Genomic DNA, 22,187 nt, shown 5'->3' with positions numbered 1-22,187 from the left:
CTTCGACAAGCTCAGCGCGACAATCGGAAATAAATTTACTCTAAAATTTTATATAAAACTGGACGACTTGGTGACGCATCATTTTCAAATGGAGCAATTTGAAGATTAAGCATATAAGTCCCGTCTTCTATTTTGTTTGGCACATAAATAAATTCTGTAATTGTTGCATCTAATCGGAGTTCGCCAGATGTATTCCAAAAAGCATTGTGCCCTCTAAGTTCACCTCCATCTCTTTCTCTATCTATGCTTGGCAAATCTATAAGTAGATGCTTAATCCCTTTTTTTACTAGTAACTTAATAGCATCTTCTGTAAAATAGACCCAATTTGTATTAGAATATTGCATGGTCTTTTTGTCTTTCATATTTGGCAATGTCCTAACAATTAAGGCGTCTCGTTTTTTATTACCAATAGCAAATTGCAATTGTTTTGCCGAAATAATGTGGTCTTTCATTAGTTTTTCTGGTGCTACACTAATAACTTCAGCTAGAAAAAAAGACGATTTAAACACTTTGGTAATCGGATACGGTTTTTCTGTAATATGCCCAACCGTTTCGGTATGTGTGCCGTGAGCATGCGGATTAAACGTTATTGTATTAAAATTAACCGAAGCGCCTTCAGCAACGCTAATTGCTTCATTATCATAAACTTCTGCTTCAATCTTTGGAGGACCGATATACCAAGCGTTGACGTTTTTTACGCCGTGACGTATGGGGATAGAAATATCTAAGGGTTTGGATAAATCTATATTTAATTTTCTAGAATTGTATTGTATTGTTGCTATCAAGATTAATTCAGTTTAAATAATTCAGAAGAAATTCCATCGCTTAAAAACATACCTTTTTTCGTGGTTTTTAAATGATTATTTTCAATATACAACAATTGTTGTTGAATAAAAATTTCAGCATATTTCAAAAGATGATCTTTGTAGCTTTCACCAAATTCAGTTTCGACTTTCTCGATGGAGACTCCAAACATGGTTCTAAGACCTGTCATTACATACTCGTTATAACGGTCTGTTTTGGTTAAATTTTCAATCTCAATTGGTAAAATACCTTCTTCGATTGACTTAATGTATTTGCTATTGTTTCTAATATTCCAACCGCGTTGGCTACCATTAAACGAATGTGCCGAAGGACCAATGCCTATGTACGGTTTACCTTGCCAATAGGCTGTATTGTTTTTACTAAAATAGCCTTCCTTACCAAAATTTGACAACTCGTAATGCACAAAGCCTTTAGTCTCTAATTTGTCTTTTAAAATATTGAATTGCGCATGCGCCAACTCATCATCCACATCATCAATTATACCTTTTTCTATAAACGATGCTAATGCAGTTTTAGGCTCAACCGTTAATGCATAACTACTGATATGTGGTATGCCGAAACTTAATGCTGTTTCTATATTTTGAAGCCATTTTTCGTTAGTTGAATTTTGAATGCCATAAATCAAATCTACCGAAATGTTATCGAAGTGGCGAGTCGCCACAGACAAGCATGCTTTTGATTCTTCGGCGTTGTGGGCGCGATTCATAAGCTTCAAGTCGTCTTCAAAAAAAGATTGAATACCAATGCTTAATCGATTAATAGGACTTTCTGAAAGTTCAATTATTTTATCTTTAGACAAATCATCTGGATTAGCTTCTAAAGTAATCTCTGGGTTATCGGAAGTGTTGTAATTCTTGTATACACTCTCAATCAAAAATCTTAACTCATCAATCGTCAATACAGATGGTGTACCGCCACCAAAATAAATGGTTTCAACTACCTCATTTTTAAATTCATCTTTACGCAATTCAATTTCCTTAGCTAAAGCCTTGACCATATCATCTCTCTTTTTAAGAGATGTCGAAAAATGAAAATCGCAATAATGACAGGCTTGCTTGCAGAATGGGATATGGATGTAGATGCCAACTGCTTCATCTAACTCTACAGCCTCTCCTAACCTCTCCGAAGGAGAGGAACTCATACTTTTGCTTTGCCTACTTTTCTTAGAATCCAAATTATTCATCTGATTGTTCTAAAATCTGAGAAGAATCTTCTTCAATGTCATTACTCTGTTTTTTTAGAATAGCTTTTAAAAGACAAATTGAAAAAATTATCTCAATTAAAATAAAAGCGTAATAATTATATTTTAAATCTTCAAAAGGCAGAACGAAACTCTTGTGTTCTTCATCAGTTAGAATCTCAATTTGACGAATTCCTTTTCTAAAGTATTTCTCATGAAGAATTTTACAATATTTCAATTTTAATCTTTTTGAACATTTATTTCCTTCGAATGTAAATCTTAAAAACTCACTATCATGTCTGCCGTGATAATCACAATCTGGAAATTTTGTAACTAAGACTTTTACTTTTTCACCATTTCTTAAAATATTGAATCTCTCTGAAATTATAAATTTATAGAGTATAAAGACCCCAACTATCAAAATTAAATAGAGCAGAATAGACGACTTCTTAGACATTTATTTACTTCTTAACTCGTCCTTCATTCTGCTTTACAAAACTCGACCAACCCGTATAACTTTTTCCTATTTGAACACGACCTTGGTTATAAAAATGGCAAACCGCAGCTGCTAAACCATCTGTAGAATCGAGATTTTTTGGCAACTCTTTTAAGTTTAGTAAACTCTGAAGCATTTTTGCAACTTGCTCTTTAGTCGCATTACCATTACCCGTAATGGCCATTTTAATTTTTTTAGGTGAATATTCAGTAATTGGCACCTCACGAGACAAACCCGCGGCCATCGCTACACCTTGAGCACGACCAAGTTTTAGCATACTTTGCACATTCTTTCCAAAGAAAGGTGCTTCAATAGCAATTTCATCTGGGTGATGCGTATCAATAAGTTCTACCGTGCGTTCAAAAATGAGTTTTAACTTAAGATAATGGTCGTCGTATTTTTTAAGTTGTAATTCATTGAGCTGTAAAAACTCCATCTTCTTTCCAACCACTTTTATGAGTCCAAAACCCATTATGGTTGTTCCTGGGTCAATCCCTAAAATTATTTTTTCTGTCGCCATAAATTATTCGCAATAATAACAGCCACTCAAAGCAATTGACACTCCAAAAGACACATTAAAAACACTTCCGTTAAACGCTCCTAATCCATTAATTTCCGGATTGTAATCGTCTAAACTTGTAAAACCGTAGATGTAAGATATATCGGTAAATAAATTCACTTTTCTATTAATTGAATAATGCACCTCAAACCCTAAATTAAAATTGAGATAAGACTGCTTATTTTCATCTAAAGTACCCAATGGTTTTACCATAGAAAAACCAGGTCCTGCGTGAGCCACTAGTTGCATAGGCTGCGGCAGAAAGTTCAGCGACTCAGAAGGATTATAAACCAATTGTGCATTTATTCTACTATAATTAACTTTAAATTCAGGATTATCACTTTCGCTCTTAAAACGATTAAACCCATAGTCTAGTTTTGCACCAAGCGTTCTGCTAAACATACGCTGAACACCTAAGTTTACAGTAGGCAAATTTAAAGTCTGTGCTGAGAAACCATCTACAAATCCACCTTTGGATGGCGAATTAAGCCCCAAAGAAATTTGAGCTGACCACGTGCTAATTTCTTTTCTTTGCGCAAACACATTGAAAGAACTTAATAAAAAGAGTAGAGCTAAGCTGTATTTTGCAAACTTAAAACGCATAGTGTAATATTTTGGTTTAATTTGTATTGTGCTAGGAAGCCTTCCATACAAAACTAAGCAATTCTTTATTGCAATAATTAAACTAAGTATAATAGTTGGCGCGTCTTATTACATCTATAACAGACTACTAAAAAACAACAATCTTAATTTTACAGAATTCACTTCGTTTTTAATCAAAAACAACGTTTTTTCAGCCAAAAACATCTTTTTTCTACTGATTTTGAGTGTTTTTAATTGGTTTTTTGAAGTCTTAAAATGGAAAAATTTGGTGGAAACAATCAAGAAAATATCATTTTTTGAGGCCTTAGAACAAAGCCTTGGTGGTTTAACCGCATCATTAATTACACCAAACCGTATTGGCGATTATGGCGCCAAAGCCATTTACTTTGCAAAACAATACAGAAAACGGGTTGTACTGCTCAACCTTATTGCTAACGTTAATCAAATGGCAGTAACAACCATAATTGGGATTATTGGGCTCATACTCTTTTATAATAATTATGATTTGGAGTTGAAGTTTTACAAAGCCTCAAGGCTAGTTCTCATTATAATTGCTGTGGGTGTATTTACTGCATTTGGGTTACAACAATCTAGATTTAAGATTAAAGGGTTTTCTATAGAGCGAATTATAGATTTTGTAAAACACCTTCCGCAAAGAATTCACACTACAACGTTTATCTTATCTGTGATTCGTTATGCAATTTTCTCGTTTCAGTTTTATTTTTTGTTGCAGATTTTTGGAGTTAACATTGACTACAAAACCGCTATGATTGCTATTAGTAGCATGTATTTTTTAAGTTCAATTGTACCATCACTTGCTGTATTTGATGTTTTAATAAAAACGAGTGCTGCAGTATTTCTGTTTAGCTATTTAGGAATTGACGAATTAACCATACTTTCAATTTCGACATTAATGTGGTTACTCAATTTTGTGCTTCCAAGTATTTTTGGAAGTTACTTTGTCCTAAATTTTAGACTCCCAAAAGTTCAAGATTAATGCTATTAATTATTTGTTTCATCATTGTTTTCATCTACCTCATAGTAATAGGGTGGCTGAATTATGGTTTTGATAAAGTTGAAGATTTTAAACTGCAAGATTTAGAGCCTAAAACTAAATTTTCGGTAGTGATTCCGTTTAGGAATGAAGCTGAAAATTTACCGTATTTATTGAATTCAATTAAAGCATTGAATTATCCTAATTCGCATTTTGAAGTCATTTTGGTAGATGATGAATCTGAGGATGATTGGGAATCAGTTCTCGATACATTCCGACGAAAAAGTCGGAATAATCGAACTGACAATATTAGAGTTGTTTCAAATATTAGAACTTCAAACGCTCCAAAGAAAGATGCCATTACCTCTGCCATACAAATTGCAAAGCATAATTGGATTGTTACTACCGATGCAGATTGTATTTTACCAAAATATTGGCTTGATACTTTAGATGAGTTTATTCAAACCAAAAACACGGTTGCAATAGCAGGTCCTGTAAAATTTTCAGGGTTATCTTCTTTTTTTAATCGGTTTCAAACAATAGATACACTTAGTTTACAAGGCGCAACTATTGGTGGCTTTGGGATTAAAAAGCCCTTTATGTGCAATGGTGCAAATTTTACTTATAAAAAATCAGTTTTTGATACTGTTGATGGATTTAAAGGCAATGAGTCCTCAGCTAGCGGAGATGATGTGTTTCTGCTTCAAAAATTAATAGAAACGTATAAAGAAGAGATTCACTTTTTAAAATCTGAAAAAGCTATTGTCTCAACTAAAGTTTCTGAAAACTTAACGAGTTATATTCAACAAAGATTACGATGGGTTTCAAAATCCACCAGATATACCTCATGGTTTCCAAAACTTTTAGGACTCTTAATATTTCTGACTAACCTAATTATTGTAGCATTAATTCCTTTATACCTAACAGCATTTTTAGCCTTAAAAACAGTAATACTATTATTCCTTGTTAAGTTTGGTATAGACTTGCTTATCATTTTTAAAACAGCGCGTTTTTATAAACAAGAACCTGTATTACTATCTTATGTTTTTGTGAGTTTACTGCATCCGTTTATGACGGCATATATTGCTTTACGCTTTCCGTTTTCTAAATACAAATGGAAAGGACGCTCTTTTAAAAACTAGAGATTTCCAGATATTTTTGGTAGCTTTAACAAAAGTCCCAAACTGAAAACTACTAAACCATGAAAAAAATACTTATTATCTGCTTAGTTTTTGCTTGCATTTCTTTAGGATATGCGCAAAACACCTACACCATAAATGGCGAAAATCTTGAACTCACATCTGTTGTAGAAGGTGATGTTGATTTGTTTTACACAATTAACAATCGTAAATACCGCTATTTTTTAAGAACAAAAGACGACACCTTTTTTGAACTTAAAAATGAAAAGGGAAACGACGGTGACTATACAAGAGATTATATTGCGATATTAAAAAAAGAAGCTTCTAAGAGTACACTTTCTGTTGATAAAGTGAAACTCACAACTGGGAGTTTAAAACGTTACATTGACTCTCACAACAAGAATGTAAACGTAGACTATAATGTTACAAACAATAACCTAAAAGTTAATTTCAGGTTAGGTCTATTAGCTGGTATAACCAATCACCCTCTGGTGGAAGGATTGACTGATAATGACTCTCATCTGCAAATTGCATCAGAATTAGAAATATATGGTAATACGGACAATCCGTTACATTCTGGATTATTACAATTAAGACAAACAATCGGTTCTAGTGGAGATTATAAAAGCACTGAACTCTCTCTTGGCTATCGTATAAGACCAATTAGAACAGAAAAATTCAATCTTTTTGTACAAACTAGATTTGCATCATTAGTCTTTTCTTCCATTGATGTAACGACAGTAATTGGCGGTGATGTTATTACTACAGAGCCGAGGAACGAGACCGAATTTGAAGTTCCGTTTATTTTTGGAATCGGAGCAGATTTTAAAGTCTCTAACAATGGCTACATTACTTTTCTTTACGACCGCTTTTATGCTCTTGGTTTAGATAGTAGAGATGACTTCCCGATGGATTTTATGATAGGTTACAAACTAAAGCTATAATAACAAATGAGTATTAGAAATTCTAGAACCTCTAATCCTATTTTTAATGATTATTTCTGGGACGATGGACGAGATTCATCAAAAAAAATGACCGTTTTCGGCATTTTTATCAAATCCTTTTTGGGCATCTTAGTCATTGCCGCTATTACAACCTACATTTGGAAATTAAGTACCGAAGGATGGGACACAGGTTGGTTTACACTAGGAGGTATGCTCGGTGCAGCAATAATTAGTATCATCATTTCTTTTAGGACGCAATGGGCTGGGTTTTTAGTTCCGCTTTATATTATAGCCAAAGGGTTTTTTCTTGGTGGTTTTTCGGCCTATGCGCATAAGCATTTTCCAGAATTACCTTATCAAGCTATTGGCGTAACTATAATTACATTTTTTGTCATGCTTTTGCTCTACCAAACACGAATTATAGTCGTGACCAAACAAGTAAGAAGTGTTATTATTACTGCCACAGTAAGTATTATGGTGGTGTATTTAGTCTCTTGGATTCTTGGTTTTTTTGGAATTAGAAGTTTTATTTGGGGAATATCTTGGTGGGCTATTGGTTTTAATGTTATTGCTGCTTTAGTTGCCTCTTTTGCACTACTTCTAGACTTTGATTATATAGAGCGTTATAAAAATCGTGCGCCAAAACAAAAAGAATGGTTAGCGACTTGGGGACTTTTAGCTACATTAATATGGCTATATGTTGAAGCCTTACGCTTGCTTCAAAAGTTTGCTATAAAGTTTAGATAAATTCTACTATTTAATTGAGACAACTACAGGGAGAATAAACTCTGTTGTTACATTCTGGCTTCTTTTTACTGCAGGAAATATTTTTGGTAATGACGCAATACTCCCTCTTAACAAGGTGTCAATTTCAGGAATAATTTCTTGAGTTTCTGGCTTTGTTTTAATATCTAGAATAGAAATTTCGCCAAGGTTATCAATCTTAAGTTTTATGGCTATAGTGTCTTCCACATCTTGAGAGACCACAATACTTTGCTTTGAGAGGTAATCATTTACGTGATTTAAAATAGTACTTTCAAAACACTGCTTGCGAGCCTGCTTTTCTGAAACAGAGTCACAAACTGTAAAGCTAGGATACTCATCTACCGATTTCCAATCTATAGTTTCTAACTCTTGCGAAACAATATCTTCAGTTTTGACTTTTTTATTTTCAAAATAGTCACAAGAAACTAGAAGAATAAAAACACAAACAACTAATCGTTTCATTTATAAAATTGTGAAACCGAAAAGTACAATATTTAGTAATAACATGCTAGACCGCCTGTTTTAAAGTACTAACATTAATTCTTATCCATAAAGACCTCTTCTTTTAACTCTTTTAGTCGTGCTTCTGCATATCTTGCTAAGACGTGGTCACTATGATTTTTTATAAAATCCTCGTAGAGTTTTATAACTGCTTTTCTGTCTGCATAATATTCATCCTTGGTTCGAACAATAGCAAATTTTGCAAAAATATCCTTCGAATCTTCTTTTACAGCTTTTTGAAAAGCTGAAATAGCGGCTTCATACTTTTTCTGAAAATTATAAATTCTACCTAGTTTAACGTATTCATCATTTAGTGGTTTGTCTTGCAGTTTTAATGATTTACTTATATATTCTTCCGCCTTTTTATAGTCTTTCAATTCTTCATAATAGGTACCTATAACATACATAGAGGTTGCATCATACGGATTGTAGTCTAGCACTTTTTTTCGATGAAAAATGGCCTGCTCGTAATCGTAGTTTTTAGCATAACATATACTCAGCTTTTCATGAATAAACTCAGAGGTTTCACCTAAATCTAGTAATTTATTAAACCAGATAATAGCCTCTTTTATGTAATCTTGATGATAGTAATTTTGTGCTTTAAGACTTATTAACTCAAGATTCTCGGTATAACTCTCTAACCCTTTATCGATATACTTATGGGACGCTTGGTGCTTACGTTTCATGAGATAATACTTAGCAATTTTGAAAATGGCTTTCTGATGTGTTTGGTCTAACTGATAAGCCGAGAGGTAACGATTTAGAAATGTAGAATCCTTTAACTTTTCTAATACTACACCTTTTTGATAGTGATAGTTCGGATTTTTATAATCGACATAGATAAGTTCTTCAAATAAATTTGAAGCTTCTACATATTTTTTTGAGCGGGATAATAGCTTTGCGTATTCAAACTTAATAAGAGCGTCTTTAGGATTGGCTTCAACGCCTTTTTTATAATTTTCTAATGCTTTTCCATTATTGCCAATAGCGAGATATGTTTTGGCTATTTTATCATAAACTTCAACTTGATTTGTGTGCTTCTTGTAAGCCTTTATGGCTTTTGAATAGTTACCGTTGGCATACAAACTGTCTCCAAGCTGTAATGCCGAAGACTGAGCTTCGGCATTGAATTGTATAAATAAAATTAGAATTGTGAGTCTTTTAAGCATTTAGTTTTTCGTGGTTTTTGGTGCAACTTGAAACATTATTGGCAAGGAATATAATACATCTACTTTTTGACCTTCTTGTTCTCCAGGAATAAATGCTGGTAAATCATTAACCACTCGAACTGCCTCTTCTTCTAATCGCGGATGTACTGCTCTTGCAAAAGCCGAATGCACTTTACCGTCTGTACCTATTTTAAAACCTACTTTAATACGTTGTCTACCTACTAATCCAAGCTTTGATGCTATATCCATATTAAAATTTTTGTTCACAAACTTTGCAACCGATTGGCTGGTGCACTTCTTTTTTTCCTCTGCTTTTTCAAGATTTTGGCATTCGATAGATACAGGTGCTTTGTCTATAACAGAGTATGCAACACCACTGCCTACGACATCGTCATAGTCTAAAACTTTTTTTTCTGGATTTGGGTTTAGTGCCGGATTAATTGGAGTATTATTTACCTGGAAAAGTATAGGCAAACTGTACGGCACAACCACAGGCTTTCCTTTTTGTGTTCCCGGAATAAATTGCGGTAGCATGGCAATTACACGTTTAGCTTCTTCTTCTAATCTTGGATGTGGTGCTCTTGCTGCAATAGAACTGACATCACCTTCTTTATTTATTTTAAAGAATACCGAAATGCGTTGTCTACCCACCAAACCTAATTTAGTTGCCAAATCTGTATTAAAATTTTTATTTACAAAACTTGCTATGGTTTTGGATGTACATTTTTTTCGGTCTTTAGATGGTAAGTCCTTGCACTCTTCAAAAGTTGGTATATTTTCTACAATGGCATAAGGTACCTCAACAGTTTCAGTAGCATCGGTAACTATAGGTTTATTAACTACGTTATCTACAGAAACGACTTCATCATTTTCTTTGTGAAATGTCATTCGTTGTGTTTGATTACCGTCAGAAATTAATAGTTCATCCCAATAACTGTCTTTATTTATTAATTCTATTTTTTCTGCCATTCGTTCTTTTTCGGCATCATCTAGATTTTTTGCATCTTTTACATAAAGTCTTAATGTACTTTCGTCATTTAAAGTCTCCCACTTACGCCCATAATCTTCTGTTTTGGTTCTTTCCACATATTCAGCATAAGTTTTATAATCATCCTTAAGCTGCTTTAATGCTTCTTTATCACTTTTTGTAGCTGTTTTTTCTAGAATTTTTTTCTCAATTTTATCAATAAACATAACTCTATTCAAAGCACTCAGTCTAGCATATTCATCTAAAGACATTCTAAATTTACTAATGTCAAAATTTATTAGATTCATAACTTTTGAAATACCATCTGATTTCTCAATAGCTTTCATTTGCTTGTAATACTTATCTATTAATTCTTTCTCTGAAATCTCTTGTACTTCAATAACTTCTGTAATCGTTTTACTTTCTGGTTCCTGAGCTTTTACCTCAGCAGAGGTATAAATAAGCATCCCAAATACTATTGGAATAAGCAAAGTGTATTTTACCAACGCTATTTGCTTTGATTTTGATTTTTGTAACATAGCTATTCGTTTTTTGATTAATGATGATTTAAAAAATGTGTTTGTAAAGGATAGATTATTTGTTTCAAAAACTTGATTAAGCAGATCTTGATAATAGGATTTCTTACCGCTTTGTTTTACGGCAATGTCATCTGCAATATATTCGTGTAACGCCTTTATTCTATTTTGGTACATGTACACTAATGGATTAAACCAAAGTAGAATTCGCATAAACTCGAAGACTAATAAATCGATACTGTGCAGTTGTTTAACATGTACTAACTCGTGTTTTAATATTGTAGGCTGCTCGTCTTCAGAAAGTTTTTCGCCTAAAAAAATGGTGTTGAAAAATGAAAATGCAGCGGAACTTTTGAGCAGTTTTACAATAAGTACATTACCTCGCCATCGTTTTGGATTGTTAGACTTTAACCAATACAACTTCATAAATTTGAAAAGAAAAAGTAGTGTTGCGAAAATCGCCCCTGAATAAAATACAATTTGCCAGACAGGTATGCTAGGTTCATCCACGATAATACCCGTTTGCAAGGCTATTTGAGTATCTAAATCTGTCGGCTGACTAATATTGCCAATAATAACTTCTGGCAATACTACTACAAACTCTTCTGGAACAACAGCTTTCATGGTTTCTAACTTTATAAAAGGAAGCACAAAAGAAAGTATTGCCGTACCCAACAAATAAACTCTGTTGTAATTAAAAAACGTTTCGCGTTTTAAAAACAAATCGTAAACTAATAGAAATATAACCTGAAACGCTACTATTTGTAATAAATAATGTAACATATTAGTCTGGTTTATTAATTTCTTTGAGTAGAGCTTCAATATCGTTAACATCGACATCGTTCTTTTTTACAAAAAACGATACCATACTTTTAAAAGAGCCTTGAAAATAATTATCTACCAACTTGTTTATAGACTGGTTGCTATAAACCTCTTTATCTACGATTGGGAAGTAAACATGTCCTTTTCCCTGTTTCTCATAATCTACAAATCCTTTAGATTCTAAAATTCTAACAATTGTAGATACTGTATTATATGCTGGTTTTGGCTCTGGCAACATGTCTATAATAGACTTTACATTGGCTTTTTTTAATTGCCATAACGTTTGCATAATCTCTTCCTCTGCTTTTGTTAATTGCTTCATTATAACCAAGTGCTTAGTTGAATTAATGGTGCTAATATAACTAATATTTTAGTTTTAACTAATTTTTTAGTTTTAAAAATGTAACTTTTAACACTAATCAGCGTCCTATCTAGTGAATTTTTGAATGAGATATATGGAAATTGTTCTAATTATATGTGGACTACTATTAATGCTATTAGGTTTAGCTGGTAGTTTTTTACCTGTTCTACCAGGTCCTTTAACTAGTTGGTTAGGCTTATTGGTATTGAGTTATGCGGATGGCGTAACCATAAGTACAGCTTTTCTAGTCGTAACATTTATAATTGCACTAATCATCTTTATACTAGATTATATTATACCCATAGCTGGCACAAAACGCTTTGGCGGAAGTAAGTCTGGGATGATAGGCACTTCACTGGGTTTAGTCGTAGGGCTTTTTTCACCTATACCTTTCGGGATTGTAATTGGTCCTTTTGTTGGTGCTTTAATTGGTGAGCTGATGCATAAAAATGACGTCAATAGAGCTACTAAAGCTGCTTTTGGTTCGTTTATAGGCTTTGTAAGCTCTACCTTTTTGAAGTTTATTATAGCTGTGGTGTATTTAGGTCTTTTTATATCCAAAGTGATACATCACTCAGGAAGCTGGATATAAAAAAACCTAGCAGTTAATCATCGGTCGATTCACTACTAGGTTTTAAAGCTATTAATTCAACAATGTTTAAGAGGGATTAATTAATTCATGTTGACAGTGTAAATGTAAAGAAGCTTTTTGTCTTTTTGCTACGGAAAAACCGTAGACTTGATGCGGAAAAACCGTAGTTTACATTAATGACAATACTTCTGAGTGTTTTTTTGAAGGTAAAAAACCGTACTTTTTTTTAAATAAATCCTTTTTCCTTAGCCATTGCTAATAAAGTTTCGTCTTTTCCATCCTCAACAGAAAATAGAAGCTTCAATTGTTTCTTACGTTTTTCAATGGCGCTCATAGATAACGAAATGTGGTCTAAGAGACTTTTTGTCTTAATCCCTTGAGAAAGTAAGTACAATATTTTTCGGTTTATATCATCTACATAAATTTCGCTAGTCAAAGTCTGCTTTACGTAATTATGCACTGTACTACTGTAGTATGGTGGTGATTTTAGAATATGCTGAAATGCATCTGCCAATTCCATAGATGTTAAATCACTCTTTATTAAAAAGCCATCTGGATTAATCTCTCTTATGATATTGTGTATCCTAAAGGACTCATTAAACATGGTAAGAATTATAATTTTGGAATCTGGCAACATAGATTTAGCCAATTTTGCTAAATCTTCTCCTGAGGTATACTTACCATCTTGAGATGGTGGAAGACTAATATCGAAAAAACAAAGATCATAATGCACATCCTTTGCTGCTCTATTAATCATAATTTCTGCCATATCACAGTTATTAGCCGTATCTATAGACAGCTCTTGGTCTTCGGCTTTGGTTGCCATGAGAACGTTCATATACCCTTCTATAATTATAGGGTGATCGTCCACCATTAAAATTTTGAGTTTTTGCATTATTGGTTAGTAGGTTAATTAAATTTTGTAGGGGATTTTAACTTTTACAGAAGTGCCTTTTCCTAATTGAGATCTGTATGAAATTTTTCCATCAATATCAGAAACACGGGATGCCATATTTTTAAGTCCAATACCTTTTTTTGATTTAGAAGTATCGAAACCTTTACCGTCATCTACAATGTAGATATTTATCTCATCTTTCTTTCTTAAAATATCAATTTTAACATGTTTAGCTTCTGCATGCTTATAGATATTTTGCATGGACTCTTGTAAAATTCTGTAAATATTTATTTTGGTTTTGTTAGGCACAAACTCCCAACTAAAATCATCTGTATAATTAAAACTATAAGTTAATCCGTAGGCCTTTGTTTGGTTTTCTATAAGTTCTGAAACGATATCCATAAATCCAGAACCCGACACAAAATCCGTATTCATTTCGTGAGATATTTTTCGGATATCGTCTTCTATAGTTTTTAGCTGACCGATGTAATTAGCTCTATTCATCATAGCCTCTTTACCTTCTGAGAAATTAAGACTGTCTAGACTTAATCTGGCACCAAAAAGTCGACCGAGAACTCCATCATGAAGTTCTTTAGATACCCTTATCTTTTCTTGAGCACGAGCTTCTTCTACTTTATCTTGTTGACCAAGCATAAGATTATAAATCTCTTCGTTTGCCTTTTGTTGTTCTTGTACTAATCTTAATTCTTTATTTTTAGCACGCTGAGATAATATAATATAAACTAGAGTCCCTGTTAGTAAAAGACCAGCTGAGAGAAGTAATAAATAAAAGTTCTCTTTTGATATTTGTTCATTCTGAGCTTCAATTTGGTCGGTGTCAAATTTTACACGAGCAAACTTATTACTAACTAATCGCTCTTCTTTTTGAAGACTGTCCTGAAGCCTAATATGTTGTCTTAAATAGTCCTTTCCTTTTTCATCTTCATATAAATAAGAAAGCTCCAATAAAGCACCCATTTTATATTCGTTATTAGAGACTTCGTTAGATTTTTTTAAGGTTTCGTTGCCATACTTTCTTGCTAAATCAAGCTTATTATGTTTTAAATATAATCGTGTTAGTTCTAAGGAGGCAGCCATAATGCCATTCTGATAATCGATATCTACACATGATTGATAAGCTTCTTTCAGAAAACTTTCAGTTTGGCTAAATTTGTAATCTCCAGATTCTAACTTCGTTTTTGCAATATTTATTAATAAAGTAGGGTAAAAGTCTAGTTCCTCTTCTTGGTATTTTGGTTTTAATTCCAAAAGACTTTGATATAATTCTAAAGCTCTTTCGTACTCACCAAATGTTCGATAAGCATTTGCTTTATTATTAATAGAAGCTATTTCGTAAAGAAACCCGTCTTCCATTTCTTTAGAAAATGAAATTGATTTATCGTGATATTCAAGAGTCTTTTCTTTATTAAGTGTATTCTCCGAGATAAAGCCTAATATATTGTAAAGACTCCAGTAGGTTTCAAGTACTTGCTCAGATTTTGGAAGTAGATTTAAAATTTTAATTGCACTAATTGCATCTTCTTCAGCTCCATTATATGCTTTTTCTTCTTGTTGAATATCTGCTAACGCGAGTAGTATTTCTGCCTTTTCAATATTTATACTATTACCCTTAAAATAATCAAGTGCTTTTGAATAATAATAATAAGAATTATCGTTCTGCTCTATATACAAATAATATGAACCCAGATTTTTGCCTGCAACTCTTATTGCAGAGGAATCATTTAATTCTGAAGCTAATTCTAAATTTTCTTTATTTATATTTACAAAAGAGTCATAATTCTCATTTAAAAAAAACATTAGAGCCAATTGCCTTTGCACCCTAAGCTGTATTGAATCAACATCAAATCTGTCTGCGTATTTTTTAGCTTCTATTGCGAACTTCAGCCTGTCTTTAACGTCAAGATTATCATCTTTAGTCAACCAATAATTTTTATTTATTGAGTCGAGTATTTCTTTATCTTGAGCATAAAATTGGTTCTTGAATAAAACAATTAGAATTAAAGAAATAAAGAGAAATTTTTTCAAATAATTTGGTGTTTATTCAAAAATATATAAAAAAGGATATAGTTTCATATAAATAAACGAGAAAAGCCCTTCTCCAATTAAGGAAAGGACTATTTTGAAATTATAAGATTGGATAAATTACCCTGCAGCCTGTAGCTTTCTCTTTTTCTTTCCTAAAACTAATTTATTAGAATTATACTCTTTGTAAGTGTTAGTCTCATCTTGCACAGCGTTATCCTTAGATACAACTGATACAGTTAATACAACAACAGCAATTAAAAGCAGGGAGATTTTTAAAGCTTTCATAAGTTTCTTATTTAGTTTATTACGTTTTAGTTTTTAATAGCGTACTAAATAAGAAAAGCCTTTACGTACATGTAAAAGCGTCAATGGATTAATATAGATTCTTGATAAGTGATTTAGGGCTTTATCAAAGAGGACAACAAATGAAAGGAAAAATTGGCTTCAATAGTCATTTAATCGATTAAATGTATTATTTTATCGATTAAGCGCTTTATTTCTTTTGAAAAACAGTCATAAAACAAAAAAGCATTCCGATTTTCTAAACAGAAAAAAGGAAAGCTTCTCATTGGTAATTTCCTAATTTTCTTAGGAATCTTACAACTACTCTAGGATTTCTCCTAGAACAACACAACACTTTTATTGCCAAAAAAAGCTCTAATCTCTTAGAGCTTGGGCAATTTTGCGGTCTGGACGGGACTCGAACCCGCGACCCCCTGCGTGACAGGCAGATATTCTAACCAACTGAACTACCAGACCGTTGCTTAATTGCGAGGGCAAATATACACTGCATTTTTAATTCCGCAAATAAAAAAAGAAAAAATATCACTTTATTTAAGCAAATTTTTGCCGCTCAATCATATATGTAGTTAAAATACTATCAAAGCCCTTATTAATATCGGCTTCAACGTATTTAATACGGTATTGTCCGCAACGTAATTTCAAGTTTTTAAAATATGTTTTTACGCTTGTTTCGTAGTTCTCTTTAATCGTATCTGGGTATAAATCTATGGTTTCTCCAGTTTCTACATCTACAAATCGTTTTGGTCTATTATCAAAATTAAAAGTTAGTTCCTTTTCTTTATCAAACACATGAAAAACCACGACTTCATGCTTATTATGTTTTAAGTGTCTAAGCGCTTCGAAAATCTTTTCATCTTCTTCCGAAGTTTGAAACATATCTGTAAATACAAAAATCAACGAGCGACGATGAATTTTCTCTGCAATCTGATGTAAATACTTATAGGTTTCTGTAGTTTTAGTTTCTTTTTTATTGATTGCCGCTTCGCTTAACTTACCTAATAACATTTGATGATGACGCTCACTCCCTTTCTCTGGTGCATAAAAATCGTAACCATCGCTATATAAACTTAAGCCGACTGCATCTCGCTGTTTTTTTAAGATATTCATTAAGGATGCCGCAGCTAAAGCTGAGAAGGAAATTTTATTCAAATTATCTATTGTGGAACCTGCTGACTCAGGGTAATGCATTGACGCACTACTGTCTACAATAAGATGACAGCGGAGATTTGTTTCTTCGTCATAACGCTTTGTATACAATCTATCGGTTTTAGCATAGAGCTTCCAATCGATATGCTTTGTACTTTCGCCTTGATTGTAAATTTTGTGTTCAGCAAACTCTGCAGAAAATCCATGAAACGGACTTTTATGCATACCCGCAATGAAACCTTCAACCACTTGTTTGGCTAACAATTCAAGGTTTTTAAAACCACCTGCTTTATTTAATTCTTTTCTTAAATCCATGAGTTACCGAAACTAAAAAAGGTTTGCCATACAGACAAACCTTTTATCAATTCTTTTAGAGTATTGAGTTTACAATAAAGCGTCTAAGGCTTCAGCATAAGCATTCTTTGGTGCAACACCTACTTGGCGACCAACAACTTCTCCATCTTTAAAAACTAAAACTGTTGGAATATTCCTTACACCATATTTTGCAGCAAACTCTTGGTTAGCATCTACATCTACCTTACCAACAACAGCTTTTCCGTCGTATTCATTGCTTATCTCATCAATGATTGGTCCAACCATACGACAAGGTCCGCACCATGCTGCCCAAAAATCTACCATTACTGGCTTGTCGCTATTTAATACTTGCTCTTCAAAAGTTGCATCTGTTATTTCTAATGCCATAATATTTAGTTTAATTGTATTCTACTTTAATTTGATATACAAAATTAGTCAAAAATTCTGCCAAACCTTACAATCATAGTATTTGATTTGGCTATGATTATATTGTTTTGAATTATTATTATTCGATATCAATTCAACTTATATTTAATGTCACTATCCGTCAACGTATTCAATAACTCTTGCGAAATTTTCACCTTTTGCTTTCGGCTTGGCATATTCAACTTTATTTTGTCTTCACTATCGTATACTATAAAGCTGAGTTGATTATTTCCATTATGCATTCTAAAAAGACTCTCAAGTTCACTGACTGTGTTTTCCTTTAAATCTCGAATGTCTAACTGTATAGATAATTTTTTAGCATAAGTATCCATAACATCGTGTAATAACTGAAAGTTATTAAACTGAATACGCGGCTCTCCTTTTTTACCCGTTTCTCTATTGACCCAACCTTCTTTCACAAAAGCTTGTACATGCACAAAAGAATTTTGAACTAAAAAATGACGAAACTTTAAGTAATCTTCGCCAAAAATCCGAAACTCAAAACTATCTGAATAATCTTCAATCGTAAACATTGCCCAACCTTTACCTTGTTTGCTTATTCGGTGTTGCACTTCGGTGACTACGCCGCCAAACTTTATATTTTGATTAATCATTTTATCCAAATCATTAAAATCTGCGATAACACCGTTGCAAAAACTTTTCATTTCAATTTTAAAATCATCTAAAGGATGTCCTGAAATATATATCCCAACGACTTCTTTTTCACGAGATAATTTTTCCATTGTTCCCCAATCTTCACATGGTGGAACTTGTGGCTCAGCAATCTCAACACCACTAGCCTCACCAAACAAACTTACTTGTGCAGAGTTTTCGTTTTCTTGATGTTTAGCACCGTATTTCATAGCTTTCTCAAGGAATGTAATGCCATCTCCATCATGAGCGAAATATTGTGCGCGGTGTGTATCTTCAAAACAATCGAAACCGCCAGCATTTGCTAAACCTTCAAAAGATTTTTTATTAGCTGCTCTTAAATCTATACGCTTTGCCAAATCGAAGATAGATTTGTAATTACCATCTTTTTTTCGATTTTCGACAATGGTTTTAACGGCGCCATGACCAACACCTTTTATGGCACCCATACCAAAGCGCACAGCATTATCTTTATTTACTGAGAATTTATAATAACTCTCATTAACACTAGGCCCAAGTACCGGCAAACGCATACGCTTACACTCTTCCATAAAGAAGGTAACAGACTTGATATCATTCATGTTATTACTCAAAACCGCTGCCATATATTCTGCAGGATAATGTGCTTTTAGATACGCCGTTTGGTAGGCAATCCAAGCATAACATGTGGAGTGCGACTTGTTAAAAGCATAACTCGCAAAAGCTTCCCAATCTTTCCAGATTTTTTCTAGCTTTTTCTCATCCATGCCTTTGGCTGCAGCTTGCGAAATAAATTTTGGTTTCATCTTATCCAAAACCGCTTTCTGCTTTTTACCCATGGCTTTACGAAGAACATCCGCTTCACCTTTGGTAAAATCTGCCAATTTTTGAGACAACAACATCACTTGCTCTTGGTAAACCGTAATTCCGTAAGTTTCTTTTAAGTATTCTTCAGTTTCTGGTAAATCGTAGATAATATCTTCTTCACCATGTTTACGGCGAATAAAACTTGGAATGTATTCCATTGGACCTGGACGATACAAGGCATTCATTGCAATTAAATCATCAAAAACTGTTGGTTTAAGATGCTTCATATGTTTTTGCATTCCAGGCGATTCGTACTGAAAAATCCCAACCGTTTCACCACGTTGGAAAAGCGCATAAGTCTCTTCATCATCTAACGGAAAATTTTCTGGGTCGAGTGTAATCCCATGCTTTGCCTTAACGATTTTTACCGTGTCTTTGATAAGCGTCAAGGTTTTTAATCCCAAAAAATCCATTTTTAATAATCCGGCACTTTCCACGACTGAGTTATCAAATTGCGTAACGTATAAATCGGAATCTTTGGCTGTGGCGACCGGAACGTAATTAGTAATATCTCCAGGCGTTATAATAACACCGCAGGCATGAATTCCTGTATTTCTTACGGAGCCTTCTAAAACTCTTGCTTGATTAACGGTTTCGGCCTGTAAATCTTCGCCATCGGATATGTTAAGCAATTGGTTAACCTTATCTAATTCCTCTGCACGGAATTTACTAGCCAGTTCCTTTTCACTTTTCCCAAAAATCTTACCTAGCTTAGACATATTAGGAATTAGCTTGGCTATATGGTCGGCTTCGTTAAGCGGTAAATCTAACACGCGCGCTGTATCTCTAATCGAGGATTTTGCAGCCATTGTTCCGTAAGTGATAATCTGAGCCACTTGATTAGCACCATATTTATCAATGACATATTGCATAACGCGGCCACGACCTTCATCATCAAAATCGATATCAATATCTGGCATACTTACACGATCTGGATTTAAGAAACGCTCAAAAAGTAAGTCGTACTTAATCGGGTCTATATTGGTTATCCAAAGGCAATACGCGACTACAGAACCTGCTGCCGAACCACGACCTGGACCAACGGAAACGTCCATATTACGAGCTTCACGAATAAAATCTTCTACAATTAAGAAATATCCTGGATAACCTGTGTTTTCAATAACAGAAAGTTCAAAATCGAGACGTTCTTTTATTTCGTCTGTAATTTCTCCATAACGTTTTTTTGCACCTTCGTAAGTTAGGTGTTTTAGATAGGCGTTTTCACCTCGTTTTCCGCCATCGGCTTTGTCTTCATCAAATTCAAATTCATCTGGAATATCAAAAGCAGGAAGCAATACGTCTCGTGCCAACTCATAAGCTTCAACCTTATCGATGACTTCTTCAATATTCACAATAGCTTCAGGAATATCTCTGAATAACGCCTTCATTTCTTCCGAAGACTTGAAATAATATTCTTGATTTGGCAAACCGTAACGGTAACCACGACCACGGCCAATTGGTGTTGCTTGTTTTTCGCCATCTTTTACGCAGAGTAAAATATCGTGTGCATTGGCGTTTTCTTGTTCTACGTAATAGGTATTATTCGTGGCGACGAGCTTTACATTGTACTTTTGCGCAAACTGAATTAATACAGGATTAACACGATTTTCATCTTCTTGATTGTGGCGCATTAATTCGATATACAAATCGTTTTTAAAGGTATCTTTCCACCAAATTAACGCCTCTTCAGCTTGCTTTTCTCCAACATTTAAAACCTTGCTCGGCACTTCGCCATAAAGGTTTCCTGTTAAGCAAATTAAATCTTCTTTGTATTGCTCAATAAGCTTTTTATCAATTCTTGGCACGTAGTAAAAGCCATTAGTAAAAGCTGCAGAAGAAAGTTTTGCTAAATTGTGATAGCCATTTTTATTTTTAGCTAATAATACGATTTGGTAACCATTGTCTTTTCGGGTTTTGTCTTCGTGATTTTCGCAAACAAAAAACTCGCAACCAATAATTGGTTTTATAATTCTACATTTCTTTTCCTCATCATTTTCTTCGGCTTCAGCGTGCTGTGCCTTTACGCTCTTGTTGTGCGCAGAAATAGCACTTACAAAATGAAAAGCTCCCATCATATTTCCATGGTCTGTAAGCGCCACAGCAGGCATGTTTTCCTTTGCTGCCGCAGCAACCAAATCCTTGATACTTATTGTAGACTGAAGAATTGAAAATTGCGAATGATTGTGCAGATGGACAAACTCTGCTTCAGCTAATTTTGAAGCAGCTTCTTTGTTAGTCCCTGTTGGAATGACTCCCGTTTGCTCCTTTTGAAGTCTCGCATTAATTTTTGCACTTTCTCGCTTAAGATTAACATGATTTAAGCCAATACCTTCAATTTTTGAAGGATTTACTTGTCCAAATTCTTCAAAATAATCGGGCTGAACACCGAGTTGCTCTTTAGTATATTCTCTTCGTCTTAATAGTTCTAAAAAACAACGTGTTGTTGCTTCAACATCGGCAGTAGCATTATGAGCTTCTGCAAAAGGTTGGTTAAATAAATACTCATGAAGCTCAGTAAGTGTCGGTAATTTAAACTTTCCGCCACGACCTCCAGGAATCTGACATAACGCAGCTGTATGCTCTGTACAGGTATCTAAAACAGGTAATTCTTGCAATGGATTAGCAACATCTCCACGCACATATTCAGCACCCATAACATTAACATCGAAACCTACATTTTGTCCAACAATAAATTTTGTTTTAGACATGGCAACATTAAACTTCTCTAAAACCTCAGCTAGAGAAACACCTTGCTCTTCCGCTAACTCCGTAGAAATACCGTGAATTTTTTCGGCATCATAAGGAATGTTAAAACCATCTGGCTTTATTAGATAGTCTTGATGCTCAATACAATTACCCATGGCATCATGTAACTGCCAAGCAATTTGTATAGCGCGTGGCCAATTGTCTACGTCTGTAATTGGTGCATCCCAACGCTTGGGTAAACCTGTAGTTTCGGTATCAAAAATTAAATACATGCCTGTCTATTTAACTGAAAAATTATACGCTATCTTTTTTAAAAAGTAGTCTATAAAAATAAGGAGAATTAAAGGGTATATGCAACCAAAGTTATAAACAGTTGTAAACAAAAAAAGCCACGTTTTCA

General features: G+C 33.7%; 20 protein-coding genes and 1 tRNA gene. 5 read left to right on the top strand and 16 right to left on the bottom strand.

What is annotated here, in order from left to right:
* Positions 1 to 35: 35 nt before the first annotated feature.
* From BUB95_RS06970 to BUB95_RS06950, 5 genes are read right to left on the bottom strand one after another with little or no spacing between them, the layout of a single operon-like run.
* Positions 36 to 785: a cyclase family protein gene (locus BUB95_RS06970; protein ID WP_073084662.1), complete on the bottom strand. Its 750-nt coding sequence runs from the start codon at positions 783 to 785 to the stop codon at positions 36 to 38.
* A 2-nt stretch (positions 786 to 787) separates the two neighbouring features.
* On the bottom strand, positions 788 to 1,966 hold the full coding sequence (gene hemW, locus BUB95_RS06965; protein ID WP_073085140.1) for a radical SAM family heme chaperone HemW: 1,179 nt from the start codon (positions 1,964 to 1,966) through the stop codon (positions 788 to 790).
* Positions 1,967 to 2,000: 34 nt separating this feature from the next.
* Positions 2,001 to 2,462 carry a hypothetical protein gene (locus tag BUB95_RS06960; RefSeq protein WP_073084660.1) on the bottom strand — a complete coding sequence of 154 codons (462 nt, stop codon included), beginning with the start codon at positions 2,460 to 2,462 and terminating at the stop codon, positions 2,001 to 2,003.
* 4 nt (positions 2,463 to 2,466) lie between these two features.
* Entirely contained in the window at positions 2,467 to 3,021 is a 555-nt protein-coding gene (ruvC, locus tag BUB95_RS06955) for a crossover junction endodeoxyribonuclease RuvC (protein ID WP_073084657.1), read from the bottom strand.
* Between the two features lie 3 nt (positions 3,022 to 3,024).
* Positions 3,025 to 3,663 carry an outer membrane beta-barrel protein gene (locus BUB95_RS06950; protein WP_073084655.1) on the bottom strand — a complete coding sequence of 213 codons (639 nt, stop codon included), beginning with the start codon at positions 3,661 to 3,663 and terminating at the stop codon, positions 3,025 to 3,027.
* 28 nt (positions 3,664 to 3,691) lie between these two features.
* Here BUB95_RS06950 and BUB95_RS06945 point away from each other — a divergent pair, with 28 nt between their 5' ends.
* Genes BUB95_RS06945 through BUB95_RS06930 form a run of 4 tightly spaced genes read left to right on the top strand, consistent with a single transcriptional unit; the run spans position 3,692 to position 7,487 of the window.
* Entirely contained in the window at positions 3,692 to 4,660 is a 969-nt protein-coding gene (locus tag BUB95_RS06945) for a lysylphosphatidylglycerol synthase domain-containing protein (protein ID WP_073084652.1), read from the top strand.
* Positions 4,660 to 5,799 carry a glycosyltransferase family 2 protein gene (locus tag BUB95_RS06940; protein ID WP_073084650.1) on the top strand — a complete coding sequence of 380 codons (1,140 nt, stop codon included), beginning with the start codon at positions 4,660 to 4,662 and terminating at the stop codon, positions 5,797 to 5,799. Before BUB95_RS06945 ends, BUB95_RS06940 begins: the two co-directional genes overlap by 1 nt.
* 59 nt (positions 5,800 to 5,858) lie before the next feature.
* Positions 5,859 to 6,740: a hypothetical protein gene (locus BUB95_RS06935; RefSeq protein WP_073084647.1), complete on the top strand. Its 882-nt coding sequence runs from the start codon at positions 5,859 to 5,861 to the stop codon at positions 6,738 to 6,740.
* A 6-nt stretch (positions 6,741 to 6,746) separates the two neighbouring features.
* The gene (locus BUB95_RS06930; protein WP_073084645.1) at positions 6,747 to 7,487 is read left to right on the top strand and encodes a Bax inhibitor-1/YccA family protein; all 741 of its coding nucleotides are present in this window, start codon (positions 6,747 to 6,749) and stop codon (positions 7,485 to 7,487) included.
* Positions 7,488 to 7,493: 6 nt separating this feature from the next.
* Here BUB95_RS06930 and BUB95_RS06925 read toward each other — a convergent pair whose 3' ends face one another.
* The 4 genes from BUB95_RS06925 to BUB95_RS06910 form a co-directional block, all read right to left on the bottom strand.
* A complete protein-coding gene (locus BUB95_RS06925; protein WP_073084643.1) occupies positions 7,494 to 7,967 on the bottom strand; it encodes a hypothetical protein in 474 nt (157 codons plus the stop codon).
* Between the two features lie 74 nt (positions 7,968 to 8,041).
* Positions 8,042 to 9,175 carry a tetratricopeptide repeat protein gene (locus BUB95_RS06920; RefSeq protein WP_073084640.1) on the bottom strand — a complete coding sequence of 378 codons (1,134 nt, stop codon included), beginning with the start codon at positions 9,173 to 9,175 and terminating at the stop codon, positions 8,042 to 8,044.
* On the bottom strand, positions 9,176 to 11,461 hold the full coding sequence (locus BUB95_RS06915; protein ID WP_073084638.1) for a M56 family metallopeptidase: 2,286 nt from the start codon (positions 11,459 to 11,461) through the stop codon (positions 9,176 to 9,178).
* Position 11,462: 1 nt separating this feature from the next.
* The gene (locus tag BUB95_RS06910) at positions 11,463 to 11,822 is read right to left on the bottom strand and encodes a BlaI/MecI/CopY family transcriptional regulator (RefSeq protein ID WP_073084636.1); all 360 of its coding nucleotides are present in this window, start codon (positions 11,820 to 11,822) and stop codon (positions 11,463 to 11,465) included.
* 133 nt (positions 11,823 to 11,955) lie between these two features.
* Here BUB95_RS06910 and BUB95_RS06905 point away from each other — a divergent pair, with 133 nt between their 5' ends.
* A complete protein-coding gene (locus BUB95_RS06905; protein WP_073084633.1) occupies positions 11,956 to 12,453 on the top strand; it encodes a DUF456 domain-containing protein in 498 nt (165 codons plus the stop codon).
* Positions 12,454 to 12,679: 226 nt separating this feature from the next.
* Here the strand turns inward: BUB95_RS06905 and BUB95_RS06900 are convergent, their stop codons facing one another.
* The 7 genes from BUB95_RS06900 to dnaE form a co-directional block, all read right to left on the bottom strand.
* Entirely contained in the window at positions 12,680 to 13,348 is a 669-nt protein-coding gene (locus tag BUB95_RS06900) for a response regulator (RefSeq protein WP_073084631.1), read from the bottom strand.
* An 18-nt stretch (positions 13,349 to 13,366) separates the two neighbouring features.
* Complete coding sequence (locus BUB95_RS06895; RefSeq protein ID WP_083573326.1) at positions 13,367 to 15,394, bottom strand: tetratricopeptide repeat-containing sensor histidine kinase; 2,028 nt, start codon at positions 15,392 to 15,394, stop codon at positions 13,367 to 13,369.
* Positions 15,395 to 15,511: 117 nt separating this feature from the next.
* A complete protein-coding gene (locus BUB95_RS14285) occupies positions 15,512 to 15,679 on the bottom strand; it encodes a hypothetical protein (protein WP_159432643.1) in 168 nt (55 codons plus the stop codon).
* Positions 15,680 to 16,079: 400 nt separating this feature from the next.
* Positions 16,080 to 16,153: transfer RNA gene (locus BUB95_RS06890), tRNA-Asp, on the bottom strand.
* Positions 16,154 to 16,228: 75 nt separating this feature from the next.
* On the bottom strand, positions 16,229 to 17,158 hold the full coding sequence (locus tag BUB95_RS06885) for a DUF58 domain-containing protein (protein WP_073084628.1): 930 nt from the start codon (positions 17,156 to 17,158) through the stop codon (positions 16,229 to 16,231).
* A gap of 69 nt (positions 17,159 to 17,227) precedes the next feature.
* The gene (trxA, locus tag BUB95_RS06880) at positions 17,228 to 17,545 is read right to left on the bottom strand and encodes a thioredoxin (RefSeq protein WP_073084626.1); all 318 of its coding nucleotides are present in this window, start codon (positions 17,543 to 17,545) and stop codon (positions 17,228 to 17,230) included.
* A 128-nt stretch (positions 17,546 to 17,673) separates the two neighbouring features.
* The gene (gene dnaE / locus BUB95_RS06875) at positions 17,674 to 22,059 is read right to left on the bottom strand and encodes a DNA polymerase III subunit alpha (RefSeq protein ID WP_073084624.1); all 4,386 of its coding nucleotides are present in this window, start codon (positions 22,057 to 22,059) and stop codon (positions 17,674 to 17,676) included.
* Positions 22,060 to 22,187 lie beyond the last annotated feature (128 nt).

This window comes from Winogradskyella jejuensis (assembly GCF_900129745.1).
GTDB lineage: Bacteria > Bacteroidota > Bacteroidia > Flavobacteriales > Flavobacteriaceae > Winogradskyella > Winogradskyella jejuensis.
This window is presented reverse-complemented; position numbering and strand designations above follow the sequence as displayed.

Excerpts from the sequence above, each read along its gene's own strand:
- BUB95_RS06925 (WP_073084643.1), bottom strand. The coding sequence starts at position 7,967 with ATGAAACGATTAGTTGTTTGTGTTTTTATTCTTCTAGTTTCTTGTGAC.
- dnaE (WP_073084624.1), bottom strand. The coding sequence starts at position 22,059 with ATGTATTTAATTTTTGATACCGAAACTACAGGTTTACCCAAGCGTTGG.
- hemW (WP_073085140.1), bottom strand. The coding sequence starts at position 1,966 with ATGAGTTCCTCTCCTTCGGAGAGGTTAGGAGAGGCTGTAGAGTTAGAT.
- BUB95_RS06900 (WP_073084631.1), bottom strand. The coding sequence starts at position 13,348 with ATGCAAAAACTCAAAATTTTAATGGTGGACGATCACCCTATAATTATA.
- BUB95_RS06920 (WP_073084640.1), bottom strand. The coding sequence starts at position 9,175 with ATGCTTAAAAGACTCACAATTCTAATTTTATTTATACAATTCAATGCC.
- ruvC (WP_073084657.1), bottom strand. The coding sequence starts at position 3,021 with ATGGCGACAGAAAAAATAATTTTAGGGATTGACCCAGGAACAACCATA.
- BUB95_RS06905 (WP_073084633.1), top strand. The coding sequence starts at position 11,956 with ATGGAAATTGTTCTAATTATATGTGGACTACTATTAATGCTATTAGGT.
- BUB95_RS06940 (WP_073084650.1), top strand. The coding sequence starts at position 4,660 with ATGCTATTAATTATTTGTTTCATCATTGTTTTCATCTACCTCATAGTA.
- BUB95_RS06960 (WP_073084660.1), bottom strand. The coding sequence starts at position 2,462 with ATGTCTAAGAAGTCGTCTATTCTGCTCTATTTAATTTTGATAGTTGGG.
- BUB95_RS06885 (WP_073084628.1), bottom strand. The coding sequence starts at position 17,158 with ATGGATTTAAGAAAAGAATTAAATAAAGCAGGTGGTTTTAAAAACCTT.
- BUB95_RS06910 (WP_073084636.1), bottom strand. The coding sequence starts at position 11,822 with ATGAAGCAATTAACAAAAGCAGAGGAAGAGATTATGCAAACGTTATGG.
- trxA (WP_073084626.1), bottom strand. The coding sequence starts at position 17,545 with ATGGCATTAGAAATAACAGATGCAACTTTTGAAGAGCAAGTATTAAAT.
- BUB95_RS14285 (WP_159432643.1), bottom strand. The coding sequence starts at position 15,679 with ATGAAAGCTTTAAAAATCTCCCTGCTTTTAATTGCTGTTGTTGTATTA.
- BUB95_RS06930 (WP_073084645.1), top strand. The coding sequence starts at position 6,747 with ATGAGTATTAGAAATTCTAGAACCTCTAATCCTATTTTTAATGATTAT.
- BUB95_RS06915 (WP_073084638.1), bottom strand. The coding sequence starts at position 11,461 with ATGTTACATTATTTATTACAAATAGTAGCGTTTCAGGTTATATTTCTA.
- BUB95_RS06935 (WP_073084647.1), top strand. The coding sequence starts at position 5,859 with ATGAAAAAAATACTTATTATCTGCTTAGTTTTTGCTTGCATTTCTTTA.
- BUB95_RS06950 (WP_073084655.1), bottom strand. The coding sequence starts at position 3,663 with ATGCGTTTTAAGTTTGCAAAATACAGCTTAGCTCTACTCTTTTTATTA.